At 61.9% G+C, this 15368-nt stretch carries 15 protein-coding genes; 2 read left to right on the top strand and 13 right to left on the bottom strand.

Going from position 1 to position 15368, the window contains the following annotated elements:
• Position 1: 1 nt before the first annotated feature.
• Genes HWE01_RS15325 through HWE01_RS15315 form a run of 3 tightly spaced genes read right to left on the bottom strand, consistent with a single transcriptional unit; the run spans position 2 to position 3371 of the window.
• The gene (locus HWE01_RS15325) at positions 2 to 1213 is read right to left on the bottom strand and encodes an SAM-dependent methyltransferase (protein ID WP_008326158.1); all 1212 of its coding nucleotides are present in this window, start codon (positions 1211 to 1213) and stop codon (positions 2 to 4) included.
• Positions 1210 to 2064, bottom strand: a complete 855-nt coding sequence (locus HWE01_RS15320) for a DUF1365 domain-containing protein (protein ID WP_241822253.1) — start codon at positions 2062 to 2064, stop codon at positions 1210 to 1212. The genes HWE01_RS15325 and HWE01_RS15320 overlap by 4 nt, the downstream gene beginning before the upstream one ends.
• A complete protein-coding gene (locus tag HWE01_RS15315; protein WP_241822252.1) occupies positions 2061 to 3371 on the bottom strand; it encodes an NAD(P)/FAD-dependent oxidoreductase in 1311 nt (436 codons plus the stop codon). The genes HWE01_RS15320 and HWE01_RS15315 overlap by 4 nt, the downstream gene beginning before the upstream one ends.
• Before the next feature lie 225 nt (positions 3372 to 3596).
• Here HWE01_RS15315 and HWE01_RS15310 point away from each other — a divergent pair, with 225 nt between their 5' ends.
• Positions 3597 to 4205 carry a TetR/AcrR family transcriptional regulator gene (locus HWE01_RS15310; protein ID WP_008326155.1) on the top strand — a complete coding sequence of 203 codons (609 nt, stop codon included), beginning with the start codon at positions 3597 to 3599 and terminating at the stop codon, positions 4203 to 4205.
• A 45-nt stretch (positions 4206 to 4250) separates the two neighbouring features.
• Here HWE01_RS15310 and HWE01_RS15305 read toward each other — a convergent pair whose 3' ends face one another.
• From HWE01_RS15305 to HWE01_RS15270, 8 genes are all read right to left on the bottom strand, one after another.
• Complete coding sequence (locus HWE01_RS15305) at positions 4251 to 5117, bottom strand: L-fucono-1,5-lactonase (protein WP_241822251.1); 867 nt, start codon at positions 5115 to 5117, stop codon at positions 4251 to 4253.
• Positions 5118 to 5282: 165 nt separating this feature from the next.
• Positions 5283 to 6221 (bottom strand): ABC transporter substrate-binding protein, encoded by a 939-nt coding sequence (locus HWE01_RS15300; RefSeq protein WP_008326152.1) that lies wholly within the window; start codon positions 6219 to 6221, stop codon positions 5283 to 5285.
• A gap of 102 nt (positions 6222 to 6323) precedes the next feature.
• On the bottom strand, positions 6324 to 7322 hold the full coding sequence (locus HWE01_RS15295; RefSeq protein ID WP_369770080.1) for an ABC transporter permease: 999 nt from the start codon (positions 7320 to 7322) through the stop codon (positions 6324 to 6326).
• An 85-nt stretch (positions 7323 to 7407) separates the two neighbouring features.
• Positions 7408 to 8961 (bottom strand): sugar ABC transporter ATP-binding protein, encoded by a 1554-nt coding sequence (locus HWE01_RS15290; protein ID WP_241822250.1) that lies wholly within the window; start codon positions 8959 to 8961, stop codon positions 7408 to 7410.
• A gap of 176 nt (positions 8962 to 9137) precedes the next feature.
• The gene (locus HWE01_RS15285; RefSeq protein ID WP_008326131.1) at positions 9138 to 9482 is read right to left on the bottom strand and encodes an L-rhamnose mutarotase; all 345 of its coding nucleotides are present in this window, start codon (positions 9480 to 9482) and stop codon (positions 9138 to 9140) included.
• Positions 9483 to 9489: 7 nt separating this feature from the next.
• On the bottom strand, positions 9490 to 10266 hold the full coding sequence (locus HWE01_RS15280) for an SDR family oxidoreductase (RefSeq protein ID WP_241822249.1): 777 nt from the start codon (positions 10264 to 10266) through the stop codon (positions 9490 to 9492).
• Positions 10267 to 10318: 52 nt separating this feature from the next.
• Complete coding sequence (locus HWE01_RS15275) at positions 10319 to 11596, bottom strand: L-fuconate dehydratase (RefSeq protein ID WP_241822248.1); 1278 nt, start codon at positions 11594 to 11596, stop codon at positions 10319 to 10321.
• A 112-nt stretch (positions 11597 to 11708) separates the two neighbouring features.
• Positions 11709 to 11849: a hypothetical protein gene (locus HWE01_RS15270; protein ID WP_241822247.1), complete on the bottom strand. Its 141-nt coding sequence runs from the start codon at positions 11847 to 11849 to the stop codon at positions 11709 to 11711.
• Between the two features lie 106 nt (positions 11850 to 11955).
• Here HWE01_RS15270 and HWE01_RS15265 point away from each other — a divergent pair, with 106 nt between their 5' ends.
• On the top strand, positions 11956 to 12807 hold the full coding sequence (locus tag HWE01_RS15265; RefSeq protein ID WP_241822246.1) for an IclR family transcriptional regulator: 852 nt from the start codon (positions 11956 to 11958) through the stop codon (positions 12805 to 12807).
• 21 nt (positions 12808 to 12828) lie between these two features.
• On the opposite strand, the gene HWE01_RS15260 is transcribed toward HWE01_RS15265, so the two are convergent.
• Positions 12829 to 13710: an SMP-30/gluconolactonase/LRE family protein gene (locus HWE01_RS15260; RefSeq protein ID WP_241822245.1), complete on the bottom strand. Its 882-nt coding sequence runs from the start codon at positions 13708 to 13710 to the stop codon at positions 12829 to 12831.
• 225 nt (positions 13711 to 13935) lie between these two features.
• The gene (locus HWE01_RS15255; RefSeq protein WP_241822244.1) at positions 13936 to 15072 is read right to left on the bottom strand and encodes a porin; all 1137 of its coding nucleotides are present in this window, start codon (positions 15070 to 15072) and stop codon (positions 13936 to 13938) included.
• Positions 15073 to 15368: the final 296 nt, after the last annotated feature.

The raw sequence follows: 15368 nt of genomic DNA, 5'->3' as shown, positions 1-15368 counted from the left end.
CTCACTCCTTTTGCAAGAGGAATTGCACCACATCGGTCTGGCCTTCATCGAAGCCGACTTCGCAGAACACGTAATACAGCTGCCACAGGCGGCGGAAGCGCTCATCGAAACCTTGCGCGGCGATGGTCTCGCGCTCGGACTGGAAGGCATCGTTCCAGCGACGCAGGGTCTCGGCATAGTCACGGCCAAAATGGAAACGGTCACGCGTGGCCAGGCCGGCACGCTGGGCGCAGCGCGAGAAACGCTCATGACTGGGCAGCATGCCGCCCGGGAAGATGAATTCGCGGATGAAGTCGGCACTGTCGCGATAGCGCTCGAAGACGGCCTCATCGATGGTGATCGACTGGATCAGCGCACGACCGCCGGGTTTCAGGCGCGCCGAGACGGTATCGAAATAGGTCTGCCAGAAGCGCTCGCCGACTGCCTCGAACATCTCGATGGAGACGATGGCATCGTATTGGCCGTCCAGATCGCGGTAGTCGCACAGTTCGAGATGCGCCAGATGCTCCAGTTGCTGATGGCGCATGCGTTCCTGAGCGAAGGCCAGTTGCGAGGGCGAGATCGTCACGCCATGCACGCGGATGCCCAGGCGCGCTGCGTGTTCGGCAAAACCGCCCCAGCCGCAGCCGATTTCCAGGACGCGGTCCCCCGCGCGCAGCCCGAGCTGGTCGACGATGCGCTGGTACTTGGCGGCCTGGGCTGACACCAGGCTCTGGCCGGGCGCACTGAAGATGGCGGAGGAATAGGTCATCGTCGGGTCCAGCCACAGACGATAGAAATCATTGCCCAGGTCGTAGTGCGCATGGATGTTGCGACGGCTGCCGCTGCGTGTATTGGAGCGCAGCAGGTGGCGCAGACGGTACCACAGCGAGGCCAGGCGTCCGCCCTCGACGGCGCTGGAAAGCGCCGCGCGGTTGCGCATGGCCAGGCGCAGCAGTGCGGCCAGGTCGGGGGTATCCACCCAGCCGTTGCCGTAGGCTTCACCAAAGCCGATGTCGCCGGCACGCAGGATGGCACCGCAGGCGCGCCAGTCGAGGATGCGCAGTTGCGCGCTGGGTGGCTGGCGCAGATCGCCGAAGGTCAGCGTGGTGCCGTGGGGCGTGATCAGTTCCAGGTGGCCGTGGTTGAGACGCTCGAGCATCGCCAGGAACAGGCGAGCCGAAATCGGTCCGGCACGACGGCCGGTAGTCTGCAATGCGGGGCTGCGGTTCACGATAGGGTTTCCTTTCCAGAAGAAGGTCCTGCGGCGGCGGCGCGCTCAGGCTTGCTGAACCAGGGCACGCGCTTGCGCCACAACAGCAAGGCCTGCCAGTGGATACGGGCGACCACGCCCAGGGTAAGCAGTGGCTGTGCACACAGCGCACCGAAGGCTGTGGCCGCAGTCAGGGGGTGCAAACGGCCACCGATGGAGGTACGCATCAGGGGTTGCAGGCCGCGTGTAGTCTCCGCAGGTTGGCCGTGGTCGTAATAATCGATGCCAACGAAGGCGGTATCTCCGCCGGCATCCGGATGTCGCAATTGATCGCGGAAGCGGAAGCGATAGAAGCCGCGCACTTCGCAGAACGGCGAGACGTGCATCAGCTTGTTGCAGACCAAGCGCGTGTGTTCATCGATGACACCCTGTTCGGGTGCCGAGAGCAGGTAGTGCTGGGTCTCGCCGAAGGTGTTGTTGACCTCGGCCAGCACGGCGCGCAGATGGCCCTCACGGTCGTGGCACAGGAAAAAGCTGACCGGATTGAAAACGAAGCCGAACAGGCGCGGAAAGGTCTGCAACCAGATCGTCCCATCGTGCGGCAAGCCTGCTTGTTGTAGATGCGCGCGTACCCAGTGCGACAGATCGCTGCCATCACGGGGACCATAGTCGCGCGTACGCACGCACATCGGACGGCGGCGATTTACGCCGAACCAGGCATTGCCGGTCTCGTTGAGGCGCGCCAGATCGAGACGCACGCAGAACACCGGATAGACAAACTTGTGCGGCACCGGGCGCAGGCGCTGGTGCATCACCTGTCCGCTCAGCAACAGCGCGGGCGCGTCAGTGCGCGAGGTCAGCGAAATAGTCATGGGGACGCCCAATCCGGCGTTACGCCGAAATCCTTGATCACGCGCAGGGCCGATTTGAGGCCGTCTTCATGGAAGCCGTAACCCGTCCAGGCGCCGGCAAACCAGGCGCGATGCTTGCCCTGGATCTCGGGCAGGCGGCGCTGGGCATCGATGGCGGGCTGGTCGAAGACCGGATGCTCGTAATCGAAACGGCCCATCACGGTGGCCGGATGCGGTGGCTGCGGCGGGTTCAGCGTGAGCACGATGTCGGTCTTGCAGGGCAGGTCCTGCAGGCGATTCAACCAGTAGCTCACGCACACCGCACGGCTGCCATCGCCGTGACGCGAACCGAGGTAGTTCCAGGCCGACCAGACCTTGTCCAGGCGCGGCATGAGCGAGACGTCGCTGTGCAGCCAGGCGGTATTGGCCTGGTAGCGCACGGCCGCGAGCACCTGGTGCTCCTCGATGGTGGCATCCTGCAGCAGGGCCAGGGTCTGGGGCGCGTGGGTGGCGAAGACCACGGCATCGAACTGTTCTTCGCGGGGTTCGGCACCGCCACTGCGCACCAGCACACCCCGCTCGTTGCGGGTGACGCTGGCCAGACGACTGCCCAGGCGCACATCGTCCAGGGTGGCGGCGATGCGCCGCACGTACTCGCGCGAGCCGCCACGCACGGTACGCCAGCGCGGACGGTTGTTGACCTGCAGCAGGCCGTGATTGATGCAGAAGCGCAAAAAGGTCGCCGCCGGAAAATCCAGGATGTCCGCAGGCGAACTGGACCAGATCGCCGCGGCCATCGGAATCAGATAGGCATCACCGAACAGGGCACCATAACCGCCCTCCTTGAGCAGTTGGCGCAGGCTCACCGGTCGGCCTTCGCAGGCGGCCAGGTTGGTATGGGCCGCACGATTGAAGCGCAGGATGTCACGCAGCATGCCCAGGAAAGACGGCTGCAACAGGCGCTGGCGCTGGGCGAAGACGGTATCGAGGTTGGTGCCGGCCCATTCGAAGCGCCCTTCATCCATCGACACGCCGAAGGACATGTCGGTGTCGTAGGTCTCGACCTTGAGCTCCTCAAACAGCGCAATCAGGTTGGGATAGGTCCAGTCATTGAAGACCAGGAAGCCGGTATCGACCGGGAAAGGCACACCCTCCGGGGCGATCTCCACCGTATTGGCGTGACCGCCCAGCGTGGGCGCGGCCTCGTACAGCACCACCTGATGCTTGCGCGCCAGCAGGTAGGCGCTGGCCAGGCCGGAAATGCCGGCGCCGATGACGGCGATGCGCTGTCCTGTGCCCGGCGCGTTGGCTGCTACGTCTGGAGTCATGAAAACTTGCCCGCCTATGTCTTTGTTATTGAAGTTCCGCCGTTGCCAGTCCGTGGGAAACCTTCCCCGCCCTGCTGGCCCGTGCCGCTTTGGTGACCGGGGCGGCGCCTTGTGGCCGCCCTTTTTGGCCTGTCGCGCCGCTTATTTGCTATTCATCCTTGATTTAGGTGCTAAGATTACTACCAAAGAAAAATAAAATCTACTAATTAGTAACTTAAACTACCAATGAGTATTTTCGGCAAACTGAGCTTCAAGGACCAAGCCTTCAAATTACGGGAAAACGCCATCCTAGATGCGGCCACGTCGGTACTGGGCAGCAAGGGCTATGACCTGATGACCATGGACGATGTGGCTGGTGCGGTGGGTATCTCCAAACCCAGCCTGTACAAGCATTTCAAGTCCAAGGAAGAGCTGATCGGCGAGACCATGCTGCGCCTCATCGATGGTGCCATCGACCAGCTGGCGGAGCTCGAACACATCGCCAGCCCGCGCGGCAAGCTCGAAGCGATGCTGGAATGGGCGCTGCGGGTGCGGCTGGAGGGCGGACTGCCGTTCCTGCCGTCCACCAGCGCGCATGTGCGCGAGATGCTCATGCGCAACGTCAAGTACGTCATGCGCGTGCTCAAGCTCAACGGCCAGCTGGAAAAGCTGGTGAAGGAAGCGCAGAAGAATGGGGAGCTCGATGCCGCCCTGCCCAGCGACGTGGTGTTGTACAGCTACTACGCACGCACCTGTGACCCGGCGGTGGATTACCTGCAGAAGTTCAGCAAGATGAGCGATGACGAGATCGTGAAATACATGCTGCACGTGGCCTTCAACGGTTTCACGCGCTGACGTGCACAGCCGCCGTGCTCAAGGGCGGCTGTGCCCTTGCCTGACTTACAAGCCGTAGCAGCGCGCCGCCGTCGCGCCCCATAGCTGTTCGCTTTGCGCTTCCGACAGACGGGTGGCCGCCCACTCGCGCAGCACGCCGGCCACCGTGGCATAGGAAGCGGCCAGCAGGCACACCGGCCAGTCCGAGCCGAACATCAGGCGCTGCGGCCCGAAAGCTTCCAGCGCGGTATCCAGGCACAACACGATATTGTCGTAATCCTTCTGTCGCAATCCGCGCAGCCAATCCGCCTCGGTTACCAGCCCCGACAACTTGCAGGCCACATGCGGCATGGCGGCCAGTGCACGCAACTGGCGTTTCCAGTCACTGAAGGAAGCTTCATTTCGCCCGAAATCCGCCAGGGCCGGCTTGCCCAGGTGATCCAGCACCAGCCAGTGGCGGTCATGGCGTGCGCAGAAAGCCTGCACCTCCGGCATCTGCCTGGCGTGGACCAGCACGTCATAGACCAGTCCCTGCTGCTGCAACCATCGGATGCCGGCATTGAAGGCCGGGGCCTCGACGAAGGCCGTGACGTCGGCTTCATCCTGGATCTGGTGACGCAGTCCGACCAGCTTGTCCCGCCCCCACTGCGCCACATTGGCGGCCAGGTGGGGCGAAGAGATGTCTTCCCAGCCCACCACACCGGCAATGCGATGGTCGGCGCGCGCCAGATCCAGCAGGAAGCCGGTTTCTTCGCGTCCGGCGCGGGCCTGCACGGCAATCGAGCCCTGCAAGCCTTCGGCCGCCAGGACCGGATGCAGTTGCCCGGGCAGGCGATCACAGGCCAGCAGTTCCATGCCCTTGCCGATCCAGGGATAGTCGTCGGCGCGATAGCGCCAGAAATGCTGATGAGCGTCGATGCGGAGGGGTTTCATGATGCAGTCTCGGGAGGGGGAGGAGAATGAGGGCATCCACATTTCCCGGTTTTTTTCTGGCTGAAAAACGCGGGAACGGGAAATGAACAACGCGGGCGCCGCAAGCGCGCGGCGTCCCTGATCTCCCCGGACCCTGCCGGGGAAACCGGTGAACGCAAGATCCGATCAGTCGTACAGCACGGCCTTGATCTTGGGATCGTCGATGTTGCTCTTGTCGTACCAGTAGAAACCGGTATCGATGATCTTGGGCAGCTTCTCGCCCTTGATCGCCTTGACCGCCGCTTCCACGGTCTTGTAGCCGATGCCCACCGGGTTCTGGGTGATGGCGCCGGCCATGATGCCTTCGCGGATCGCATCCGTCTGCTGCTTGCCGGAGTCATAGCCGATGATGATGATCTTGCGCTTCATCTCCCTCACGCCATTGACCACGCCGATGGCCGAACCTTCGTTGGTACCGAAGATGCCCTTGATCTTGGGATAAGCCTGCAGGATGGACTTGGTCACTTCGGTGGACTTGAGCTGGTCGCCCGCGCCGTATTGCACGCTGACCACCTTGATCTTGGGATAGCTGGACTTGATGCGCTCCAGGAAGCCATCGCGGCGGTCCACACCGGTACGGCTGGTCTGGTCGTGCGCGACCACGGCGACTTCACCTTCCTTGCCGATGAGCTCGGCCATCTTGTCGGCGGCCAGGGCCGCGGCGGCGCGGTTGTCAGTGGTGGCGGTGGTGACGGGGATGTCGCTGTCCACGCCCGAGTCAAAGGCCACCACCGGGATCTTGGCGGCTTGTGCCTTCTTCAGCAGGGGGATGGCGGCCTTGCTGTCCAGGGCGGCAAAGCCGATGGCCTGCGGCTTCTTGGCCAGGGCGGCGGAGAGCATGTCGATCTGCTTGTCGACCATGGCTTCGGTTTCCGGACCTTCGAAGGTGACCTTCACCTTCAGGTCGCGGCCGGCCTGGTCGGCACCGGCTTTGACGGCCTGCCAGAACTGGTGCTGGAAGCCCTTGGAAATGAGCGGCACATAGATTTCCTGCGCCTGCGCAGCCGAAGTGCCGACGGCGAAGGCCAGACCCAGGGCAGCGGCCAGTAACTTGTTCTTGAACACGGTACGTCTCCTTTTGTTATCGATGATGGAGTGCCGGAAATGGCGCTTCCGGCGGGGCTTGCGTTGCTACGTTTAAATCATGTCATGCGCTTGCGCCCTGGCTCAGGCACGGCGGCGCCGCAGAATATCCAGATACACGGCCAGGATGATGATCACGCCGGTGACCACCGTCTGCCACTCCTGCGCCACCGACATGATGCGCAGGCCATTGACCAGCACGCTCATGATGAAGGCGCCGATGATGGTCCCCAGGATGGTGCCGGTACCGCCCGAGAGCGAAGTACCACCGATCACCACGGCGGCAATCGCATCGAGCTCGTAACCCTGGCCCAGAGCGGGCTGCGCCGAATTGAGGCGGGACGCGATGATGAGTCCGGCAATGCCGCAGATGGCCCCCGAGAAGGTGTAGACCGCCACCTTCCAGAAATCCACCTTCACGCCCGACAGGCGCAGCGCTTCCTCGTTGCTGCCCAGCGCAAAGGTATAGCGGCCGAAGACGGTCTTGTTGAGGATGATGGAGGCGCCGATGGCCACGATGAAGAGGATCAGCACGGCGTTGGGAATCGGCAGCGAAGGGATCAGGTCGCCGATGAGTGAATCCTGGGCGATGGACGAGAAGCCCTCGGTATCGTTGAAATAGATCGGACGGGTACCGGAAATCACCAGCGACAGACCCTTCAACAACATCATCATGCCCAGCGTGGCGATGAAGGGCGGCACCTTGAGCTTGGCGATCACCATGCCCGAGACCCAGCCCGAGAGTGCGCCGAAGAAGATGGCCGCTGCGATGCCCAGCGGCAGCGGCATGCCCCAGTTGGTCAGCACCACGCCGGCCATGACGGCGCAGAAGGTCATCATGGTCCCCACCGAGAGGTCGATGCCGGAGGTGATGATGACGTAGGTACAGGCAATGGCCAGCACACCGTTGACGGCGGTGGATTGCAGGATGCTGACCAGGTTGTCCACCTCCATGAAGTTGGGCGAGGCGAAGCTGAAGAACAGGATCATCAGCATCAGACTGGCAAAGGCCAGCAGTTTCTGGCGCGCCGCCGGGTTGAACAGGCGGGCGCGCAGGCCCGTGGGGGAAGCGTTGTTGGTCATGGTGGATGCGGAGGTGGCGGAGTGGATATTGTTTGCCATGATCGGTCTGTCTCTCTTGTAGGGTCTGGATGCGCGGCCGGTCTTGTTACGCCAGGGCCGACGCGCGCTGCGTGGCCAGCTGCATGATGTTTTCCTGCGTGGCCTCGGCGCGCGCGAGCTCACCGGTGATGCGGCCTTCGCACATGACCAGGATGCGGTGGCTCATGCGCAGCACCTCGGGCAGTTCGGAGGAAATCATCACGATGGCCTTGCCCTGTTCGGCCAGGGCATCGAGCAGTTTGTAGATCTCGCTCTTGGCGCCGATGTCGATGCCGCGTGTGGGCTCGTCGAAGAACAGGATGTCGCAGTCGCGCAGCAGCCACTTGGCGATCACGATCTTCTGCTGGTTGCCGCCCGAGAGCAGGCGCGCCTGCTGTTGCACCGAGGGTGTCTTGATGGCCAGCTGGCGCACATAGCCCTGCGCTGCGTCACGGATGGCACGCTGGTCCATGAAGCCCGCTCTGGTAAAACGGCCCATGCTGGAGAGCGCGATATTGGCCTGCACGTCCATGCCCACGGCCAGTCCGAAATGCTTGCGGTCTTCCGACAGATAACCGATGCCATGCGCGACCGCATCGGCGGGTTGGCGGATCACCGCCTTGCCGCCGTGGATGATGATCTCGCCCGACTCCAGCGGATCGGCGCCGAAGATGGCGCGCGCCACTTCCGTGCGGCCCGCGCCCATGAGTCCGGCGAACCCGAGGATCTCGCCCCGGCGCAGCTTGAAGCTGACGTCGCGGATGGCGCGACCACGATTCAAGCCGCGCACTTCCAGCACCACTTCATTGCCGGAAGTATCGGGCGGCATGCGCTGTTCGCCATCGAGGGCGCGGCCCACCATCATGGAGATGATGGTATCCATGGAGGTGCCCTGCATCGGCACGGTGGCGATGTACTTGCCATCGCGCATGACGCTGACGCGATCGGCGATCTGACGCAATTCGTCCATCTTGTGCGAGATGTAGACGATGCCCACGCCCTGCGCCTGCAGGTCGCGGATGATGCGGAAGAGCTCGGCGATCTCGGCATTGTTCAGAGCCGCCGTCGGTTCATCCATGATGAGCACGCGCGAATCGAAGGACAGCGCTTTGGCGATCTCCACCATCTGCTGGCGGGCCACGCTCAATTCGCCCACCGGCGTACGCGGGTCCATGTCCAGGCGCATGCGGGAGAAGATGGCGGCGGCCTGGCGGTTCAACTGGTCTTCATCGATGATGAGGCCGAAGCCCTTGCGCGGTTCGCGACCGATGAAGATGTTCTGGGCGGCGGAAAGGTGGTTCATCAGGTTCAGTTCCTGATGGATGATGCCGATGCCCAGGGCCTGGGCCTGGCGCGGTTCGCGGATGTCCACCGGCTTGCCGTCAAGCAGGATGTCGCCGCTGTCACGCTGATAGACGCCGGAGAGGATCTTCATCAATGTGGACTTGCCGGCGCCGTTCTCGCCCATCAGGGCGTGGACCTCGCCGGCCACCAGTTCGAACTGGCAATTATCCAGCGCCAGCACGCCCGGAAAGCGCTTGCTGACGTTGCGCAGGGCGATCACCGGTGTGGCCGATGCCGTCGCCGCTGCGCGGGCTTGTGTCTCGTGTTCTTGCTGCATGCTCACCTCGGATGTGGATGCACTGCTGGCCGGATTGGCTCCTGACCATCGTTTGCACGACTCTGCGGTCGCTGTTTTTCGGTGCTGCCTGAATGGCGTACTGCTTACTCTACCGTCTTGCGAAAAACCTGGAAAGCCATTGACTGGCCCTCACCGGACCTTGCCGTCGCGCACACTCAATCCTGCTGCGCGGCCAGGTCGAAGATGCGGGTCATCGGCACCCATTTCTCTCCGGCCGGGGTCCATGGCGTGGGCGCCTGGAAGCGCCACATCAGTTCTTCCCACGCGCGGACCCTGGGGTCGCTCTGGCTGGCTTGCGCCATGGCGGCGGCATCGAAGACGGCGTCATCGGTTTCCATCACCATCACCATGCGTGTACCCAGGCGATAGATTTCCATGCCGGTTACGCCCTGCTGGTGCAGATGCGTGGCGATCTCGGGCCAGATGCGGCGGTGATGCTGTTCATACTCGGCGATGAGCGCGGGGTCATCCTTGAGATCCAGGGCCAGAACGGTACGCATGGCGGCCTCAGGTCAGGGCGCGGTCGAGATGGGTATAGCCCCCATCGACGAAGACCCATTGCCCGGTGGTATGCGAGGAACGTCCCGAGAGCAGGAACACCGCCATGTCGGCCATTTCCTCAGAGGTGGTGAAACGCTTGCCCAGCGGGATCTTGCTGGTGATGGCATCGAGTTTCTCCTGGGGCTGCTCGAAGGTGGCGATCCATTTCTCGTAGAGCGGGGTCATCACTTCGGCAGGGATGAGGGCATTGACGCGCACGCCATCGTCGCGCAGAGCGGCGGCCCATTCGCGCGTGAGCGACAATTGCGCGCCCTTCGATGCGCAATAGCCGCTGGTATTGCCCTGCCCCGTGACGGCCGTCTTGGAGGAGACATTGAGGATGGCACCGCGCGTGGCCTTGAGGTGGGGCACGCAATAATGCGCCATCACGTAATAGTGGATCAGGTTACGCTCCAGCGAGGCGACAAATTCATTGCGCCCGGCATCCAGACCCACACTGTCGTTGACCCCGGCATTGTTGACCAGTCCATCGAGACGGCCGAAGCGCCGCACGGTCTCGGCAACGGCCTCGCCGCAGGCTGCCTCGTCCTGCAATTCCAGCCGGAACAGGGCGGCAAGCGACTGCAGACCGGTCAGGCGGCTCCAGAACTGCGGCTCCGGTGCGCTGCGCGCAAACACCACCGGAATGGCGCCCTCGGCCGCCAGCTGCAGGCTGATCGCTCCGCCGATGCCGGAGGCGCCACCGGTCACGATGACTACCTTCTCTTGCAGGTTCAAATCCACATCAGTCTCCGTTTTCGTTCTTTTCGTTCATCTTGCAATGGCAATGTCTGCCTTAATCCCGGAAGCGGTACTGCTCCAGTGAAGCAGGCTTCATTTCGATCGAAAACCCCGGCAAGGCGGGCGGCATGTAGGCCGCGTTGCGGATCACGCAGGGATCGACGAAGTGCTCGTGCAGGTGGTCCACGTATTCGGTCACGCGCCCGTCCTTGCTGCCGGAAATGCAGAGGTAGTCGATCATCGACAGGTGCTGCACATATTCGCACAGGCCCACGCCACCGGCATGCGGGCAGACGACCTTGCCGTACTTGGCGGCCATGAGCATGACGGCCAGGATTTCATTGACGCCGCCCAGGCGACAGGAGTCGATCTGCACCACATCGATGGCATCGCGCATGATGAACTGCTTGAAGAGCACGCGGTTCTGGCACATCTCGCCGGTAGCGACCTTGACCGCACCGATACCCGCGCGGATCTTGCGATGGCCTTCCACGTCATCCGGGCTGGTCGGTTCCTCGATGAACCACGGTTGCGCGAAGGCCAGTTGATTGACCCAGTCGATGGCCTGATCCACTTCCCAGACCTGATTGGCATCGATCATCAGATTGCGCTCCGGCCCCAACACTTCACGGGCGATGCGCACGCGCCGCTTGTCGTCTTCGAGATCGCGGCCAACCTTGAGCTTGACGTAGTTGAAGCCCTGGTCGACGGCTTCCTGGCACAGTCGCCGCAGCTTGGCGTCGTCATAGCCGAGCCATCCGGCCGAGGTGGTGTAGCAGGGATAGCCTTCCTGTTCCAGCGTGCGCAGGCGCTCGGCCTTGCCGGCCTCTTTTGCGCGCAGCAGCGCCAGCGCTTCGTCCGGGGTGATGCAATCGGTGATGTAGCGGAAGTCGATGGTGCGCACCAGCTCCTCGGGCGTCATGTCGGCCACCAGTTTCCACACCGGCTTGCCGACCGCCTTGGCCCACAGGTCCCAGGCGGCATTGACCACCGCGCCGGTAGCCAGGTGGATGGCCCCCTTGTCCGGACCGATCCAGCGCAGCTGACTGTCGGAGGTGACATGGCGCCAGAAGCGCCCCATGTCGGCGGCAATCCAGTCCAGCTCCAGGCCCACCACCAGGTGCTCCATGGCACGGATGGCGGCGCAGCAGATCTCGTTGCCACGGCCGATGGTGAAGGTCAGGCCGTGACCCTTGAGTTGTTCATTGTCGGTGTCGAGGATGACATAGGCGGCCGAATAATCCGGATCCGGATTCATCGCATCGGACCCATCCAGCGATTGCGAAGTAGGAAAGCGCACGTCCAGCACGCGCAGGGCAGTGATCTTGGTCATCAGTCTCTAACGTGGATGCCGGGGCGCCAAGGGGCTGCCGTCGGCCGGGCGGTCCGTGGCGGACGGCCCAGGGTGATCGTCTCCGGGGCCGGGCCCCTTTTTTTGATTTCTCTCACAAATAAAATTTCATTTCATCTGTGAGTGACAGAGCATAACCCTGATTATCCTCCCAATGCAGGGCTGGCCCGATGAAGTTTCCGCGCGGATCGATATCGATTTCGTGATGACGATGCCGCATCAAGAGGTCATTCATGAAAATTTATTTTACAAATAAAATGGTTTTTTCATCAAAATCCCCTACAATCCGGCCCCATCAACCGCCCGCTTTTGCGATCTTGCGACCATTGCACCAGAACGCCATGCCCAGAACCCGGAAACTCCATCCCGCCGAAGCCCCTGCCGTGCAGACCGCCACCGACCACGAGGAGGAAAGCGCCAGTGGCAAGACGCGCTACGCCGCGCCGGCGCTGGACAAGGGCCTGGACATCCTGGAGTTGCTGAGCCGCTCGGAGCAGATGCTGACCCTGAACCAGATTTCCCGGCAACTGGGGCGCAGCGTCAACGAGATCTTCCGCATGGTGGTCACGCTGGAACAGCGCGGCTATCTGGTGGCTGACAACGACCATTACCGGCTCTCGCTGAAACTGTTTGAACTGGCGCACCATCATCAACCGATCCGCTCGCTGGTCAGCACTGCCCTGCCCCACATGCGCGAGCTGGCCAATCGCTCGATGCAGTCGACCCATCTGACGGTCTATGAAGCCGGTCGGGTGATCGTGGTGGCACAGGTCGACAGTCCCGAGCGCTGGGCCTTCGGGCTGAAGGTCGGTGCGCTAGTGAGCCTGACCGATACCGCCTCGGGCCATGTGCTGCTGGCGTTTCGCGACCAGGCCGAGCGCGCCAGCATGCTGGCTGCGCACGTGCGCATGGATGGTGAACAGGAAATCGAGACGGCGCAGTTGATGCGCCAGATCGAGGACACGCGCAAACGCGGTCACTCGCGCATGGAAAGCCGCCAGATCCGGGGGGTGATCAACCTGTCCTATCCGGTCATGGGCGCCAACGACCGCATGCTGGCGGCACTGAACGTGCCCTATATCGAACGCATCGACAAGAAGGTCAATCCCAGCCTGGACGAGGTGCAAGGGATCGTCCAGGAAATCTCGGCGCGGCTGTCGCGGCTGATGGGGGATTCAAGTTTCGGGTCCTGAGGACGGACCCGAGGCAAGGCCTCAGCCGGCGAAGCGCACTTCCGGCAGGCCGCGCACACCAGGCAACGGCACGCTGAACAAGGCACCGGCCAGCTTGTCTTGGGCGCGTTGTCCGGCGCTCATGCCTTCGTGGGCGGTGGTCACGAACAGGGTAGCAAAGTCGGCACCGCCGAACGCCACGCAGGACGGCTGTGCGGTGGGCACATCGATGATGCGGTCGATCCTGCCGTCAGGGGCAAACCGCACCACGCGCGCGCCACCCCACTGGGCGTTCCAGACGTAACCATCGGCGTCGACGGTGGAACCATCGGGGCCACCCGGCTGCCCGGACAGATCGGCGAAGAGGCGCGCATTGGAGACGGCGCCGCTGTCGGTGTCGTAGTCACACACCATGATCTTGCCGGCCATGGAGTCGCAGTGATACATCAGCCTGCCATCGAGGCTGAAGCAGATGCTGTTGGAAATGGCGATGCCGGGCAGGGCCAGGCGTTCCAGACTCAGGTCGGCATTCAAGCGATAGAAGCTGGCGATGGGCGCGCGGCCGGCGTCTTCATTCAAGGTCCCGAAAACGAAACGGCCCTGGCGGTCGCAGCGGCCATCGTTGAGGCGCGTGGTCGGCAGATCGCCTTCGATGCGGCAGATCGGACTGATGCTGCCGGTGTTCAGGTCGAAGAAGGCCAGGCGCGATTCCAGTCCGATCAGAAGACGCTGCGCTTCGGCCGTGAAGGCAAAGCAGCACAGGCGTTCCGGCATGCCCCAGCTGCGCGTGGCACCACTGGCCGGATCATGGTTCCACAAGCGGGATGCGTGGATATCGGTCCAGAAGACCGTCTGCGAGCGCTCGCACCAGAGCACTCCTTCGCCCAGTTCATGATGTCCGTCAACCAGCAATTGCGCATTCATCGGGGTTCCGCCTGCAAATCAAATAAATGAAAAAATGAAAAAATGAAAAAATGAAAAAATGAAAAAAAAATGAAAAAAAATGAAATAAATTAAATAAACAATATAGATAGTTTGAATGGCGCAATCAACCATGCACCACCAAGACAAAAAAGGGTGGGCTTGCGCCCACCCTCAACTACATCAAGACCACCTCAGGAAGGATTACAGATACTGCTGTTCGTTACATCAGAACGAGTGGGCGATACCGAAGTAACCACCAGTCTGCTTCAAGCCGGAAACGCCGTTGTCGGCACCATTTTCCAGGACGTGACCAGCGCCAGTGCCGTTACGCACGGTGCCCACGTCGACGTACAGCAGGGTACGCTTGGACAGGAAGTAGTTCACGCCAGCCATGTACAGGTTGGCCGTGCCGCCGCCATTGCCCACGCCGGAAGAACTGACCGAAGCGTTGTTGGCATTGACGTGGAACCAGGAAGCGACCAGTTGCAGTTGCGAGGTCACGTCATAGTTGGCGCCGATCCAGTACTGGTTGGCACGGCTCGGGGCACCTGCCGCGGCATTGGGCGCACGCAGGTTTTCGTAGCCGACGAACATCTTGAGCTTGTCGATCTTGTAGGTACCGCCCAGGATCAGTTCCTTGGAGTGGCTCCAGACGTTGGTGTAGTCACCGTTGGAATCACGGATCACGTCATAGATGGCGCGCAGTTCCAGGCCGTTCTTCTGGTAGGCCACCGAGATGCCGTCCTTGCGACCATCGCTGTTGCCAGTGTTGGTCACGCCGCCGTTGAACGAACCGGCCTTTTCACCCAGGCTGGTCTGCAGATTGACGGTGAAACCAGCCATGTCGGGGCTGTTGTACTCGATGATGTTGGAAGCACCCGGCCAGTTGCGGCCGTTGACCAGGGTCACGGTACCGATGGCTTGCTGGCCGGTCGGATCCAGATACCAGATGTCATTGTTGATGAACAGGTTCTTGCCGAACTTGATGGAACCGGCGGTGGCCGAGGACAGACCGACGTAGGAACGACGGTTGAACAGGGCATTGTTGCTGGTGTCGGTGCCGTTGAGGGCGCCCTTGGTCGAATTGAAACCGGATTCGATCAGGAAGAAGGCATTGTTACCGCCGCCCAGGTCTTCCGTGCCCTTGAAGCCGATCATGCTGGTGCCCCATTGATTGTTGGCGGCGCTCCACTTGGAACCTTGACCGTTGGTACCGGCATTGGTCTGGAAGTCGACACCGGCCACGACACGGCCGTAAATGGTGACACTGCTTTGCGCCTGCGCCTGTGCCGAGAACGCTCCCATGAGCGCCAGCGCGCACAGGGTCTTTGCTCCAATAAAGGATGGCTTCACTTGCTTCATGAATAGTCTCCGTGGATATTGCCGTTTAAAATTTTTTTCGTCGGTGGGCTTGGCCGTGCAGCGTTGCACTTCAGACCCCTGGGTCCTGACGGACCCCTGACAGTCTCCCAACTTGTTGTTTTGATGCTGCCCGACCGTCTTCTCTTTCATCCCGTAGCTGCGCTGGTTGTCTCCTGTACAGCCCGGAATGTGGCTAGATACTAAGTATTCAGTTCATGTCTTTCCAATGAAATCTTTAGCAATTCCGATATGCGATTTGATATCATCAATTCCTAATAAAAAACGATTGATAAAAT

The organism is Herbaspirillum sp. C7C8, assembly GCF_022627875.1.
In the GTDB taxonomy this organism is placed as follows: domain Bacteria; phylum Pseudomonadota; class Gammaproteobacteria; order Burkholderiales; family Burkholderiaceae_D; genus Herbaspirillum.
Note: the sequence above shows the minus strand (reverse complement) of the source record. Positions and strands in the feature narration are given on the sequence as shown.

Coding starts and splice junctions, on each gene's coding strand:
- HWE01_RS15290 (WP_241822250.1), bottom strand. CDS start 8,961: ATGCAGCAAGAACACGAGACACAAGCCCGCGCAGCGGCGACGGCATCG.
- HWE01_RS15260 (WP_241822245.1), bottom strand. CDS start 13,710: ATGAATGCGCAATTGCTGGTTGACGGACATCATGAACTGGGCGAAGGA.
- HWE01_RS15255 (WP_241822244.1), bottom strand. CDS start 15,072: ATGAAGCAAGTGAAGCCATCCTTTATTGGAGCAAAGACCCTGTGCGCG.
- HWE01_RS15265 (WP_241822246.1), top strand. CDS start 11,956: ATGCCCAGAACCCGGAAACTCCATCCCGCCGAAGCCCCTGCCGTGCAG.
- HWE01_RS15305 (WP_241822251.1), bottom strand. CDS start 5,117: ATGAAACCCCTCCGCATCGACGCTCATCAGCATTTCTGGCGCTATCGC.
- HWE01_RS15295 (WP_369770080.1), bottom strand. CDS start 7,322: ATGACCAACAACGCTTCCCCCACGGGCCTGCGCGCCCGCCTGTTCAAC.
- HWE01_RS15320 (WP_241822253.1), bottom strand. CDS start 2,064: ATGACTATTTCGCTGACCTCGCGCACTGACGCGCCCGCGCTGTTGCTG.
- HWE01_RS15310 (WP_008326155.1), top strand. CDS start 3,597: ATGAGTATTTTCGGCAAACTGAGCTTCAAGGACCAAGCCTTCAAATTA.
- HWE01_RS15285 (WP_008326131.1), bottom strand. CDS start 9,482: ATGCGTACCGTTCTGGCCCTGGATCTCAAGGATGACCCCGCGCTCATC.
- HWE01_RS15315 (WP_241822252.1), bottom strand. CDS start 3,371: ATGACTCCAGACGTAGCAGCCAACGCGCCGGGCACAGGACAGCGCATC.
- HWE01_RS15270 (WP_241822247.1), bottom strand. CDS start 11,849: ATGAATGACCTCTTGATGCGGCATCGTCATCACGAAATCGATATCGAT.
- HWE01_RS15275 (WP_241822248.1), bottom strand. CDS start 11,596: ATGACCAAGATCACTGCCCTGCGCGTGCTGGACGTGCGCTTTCCTACT.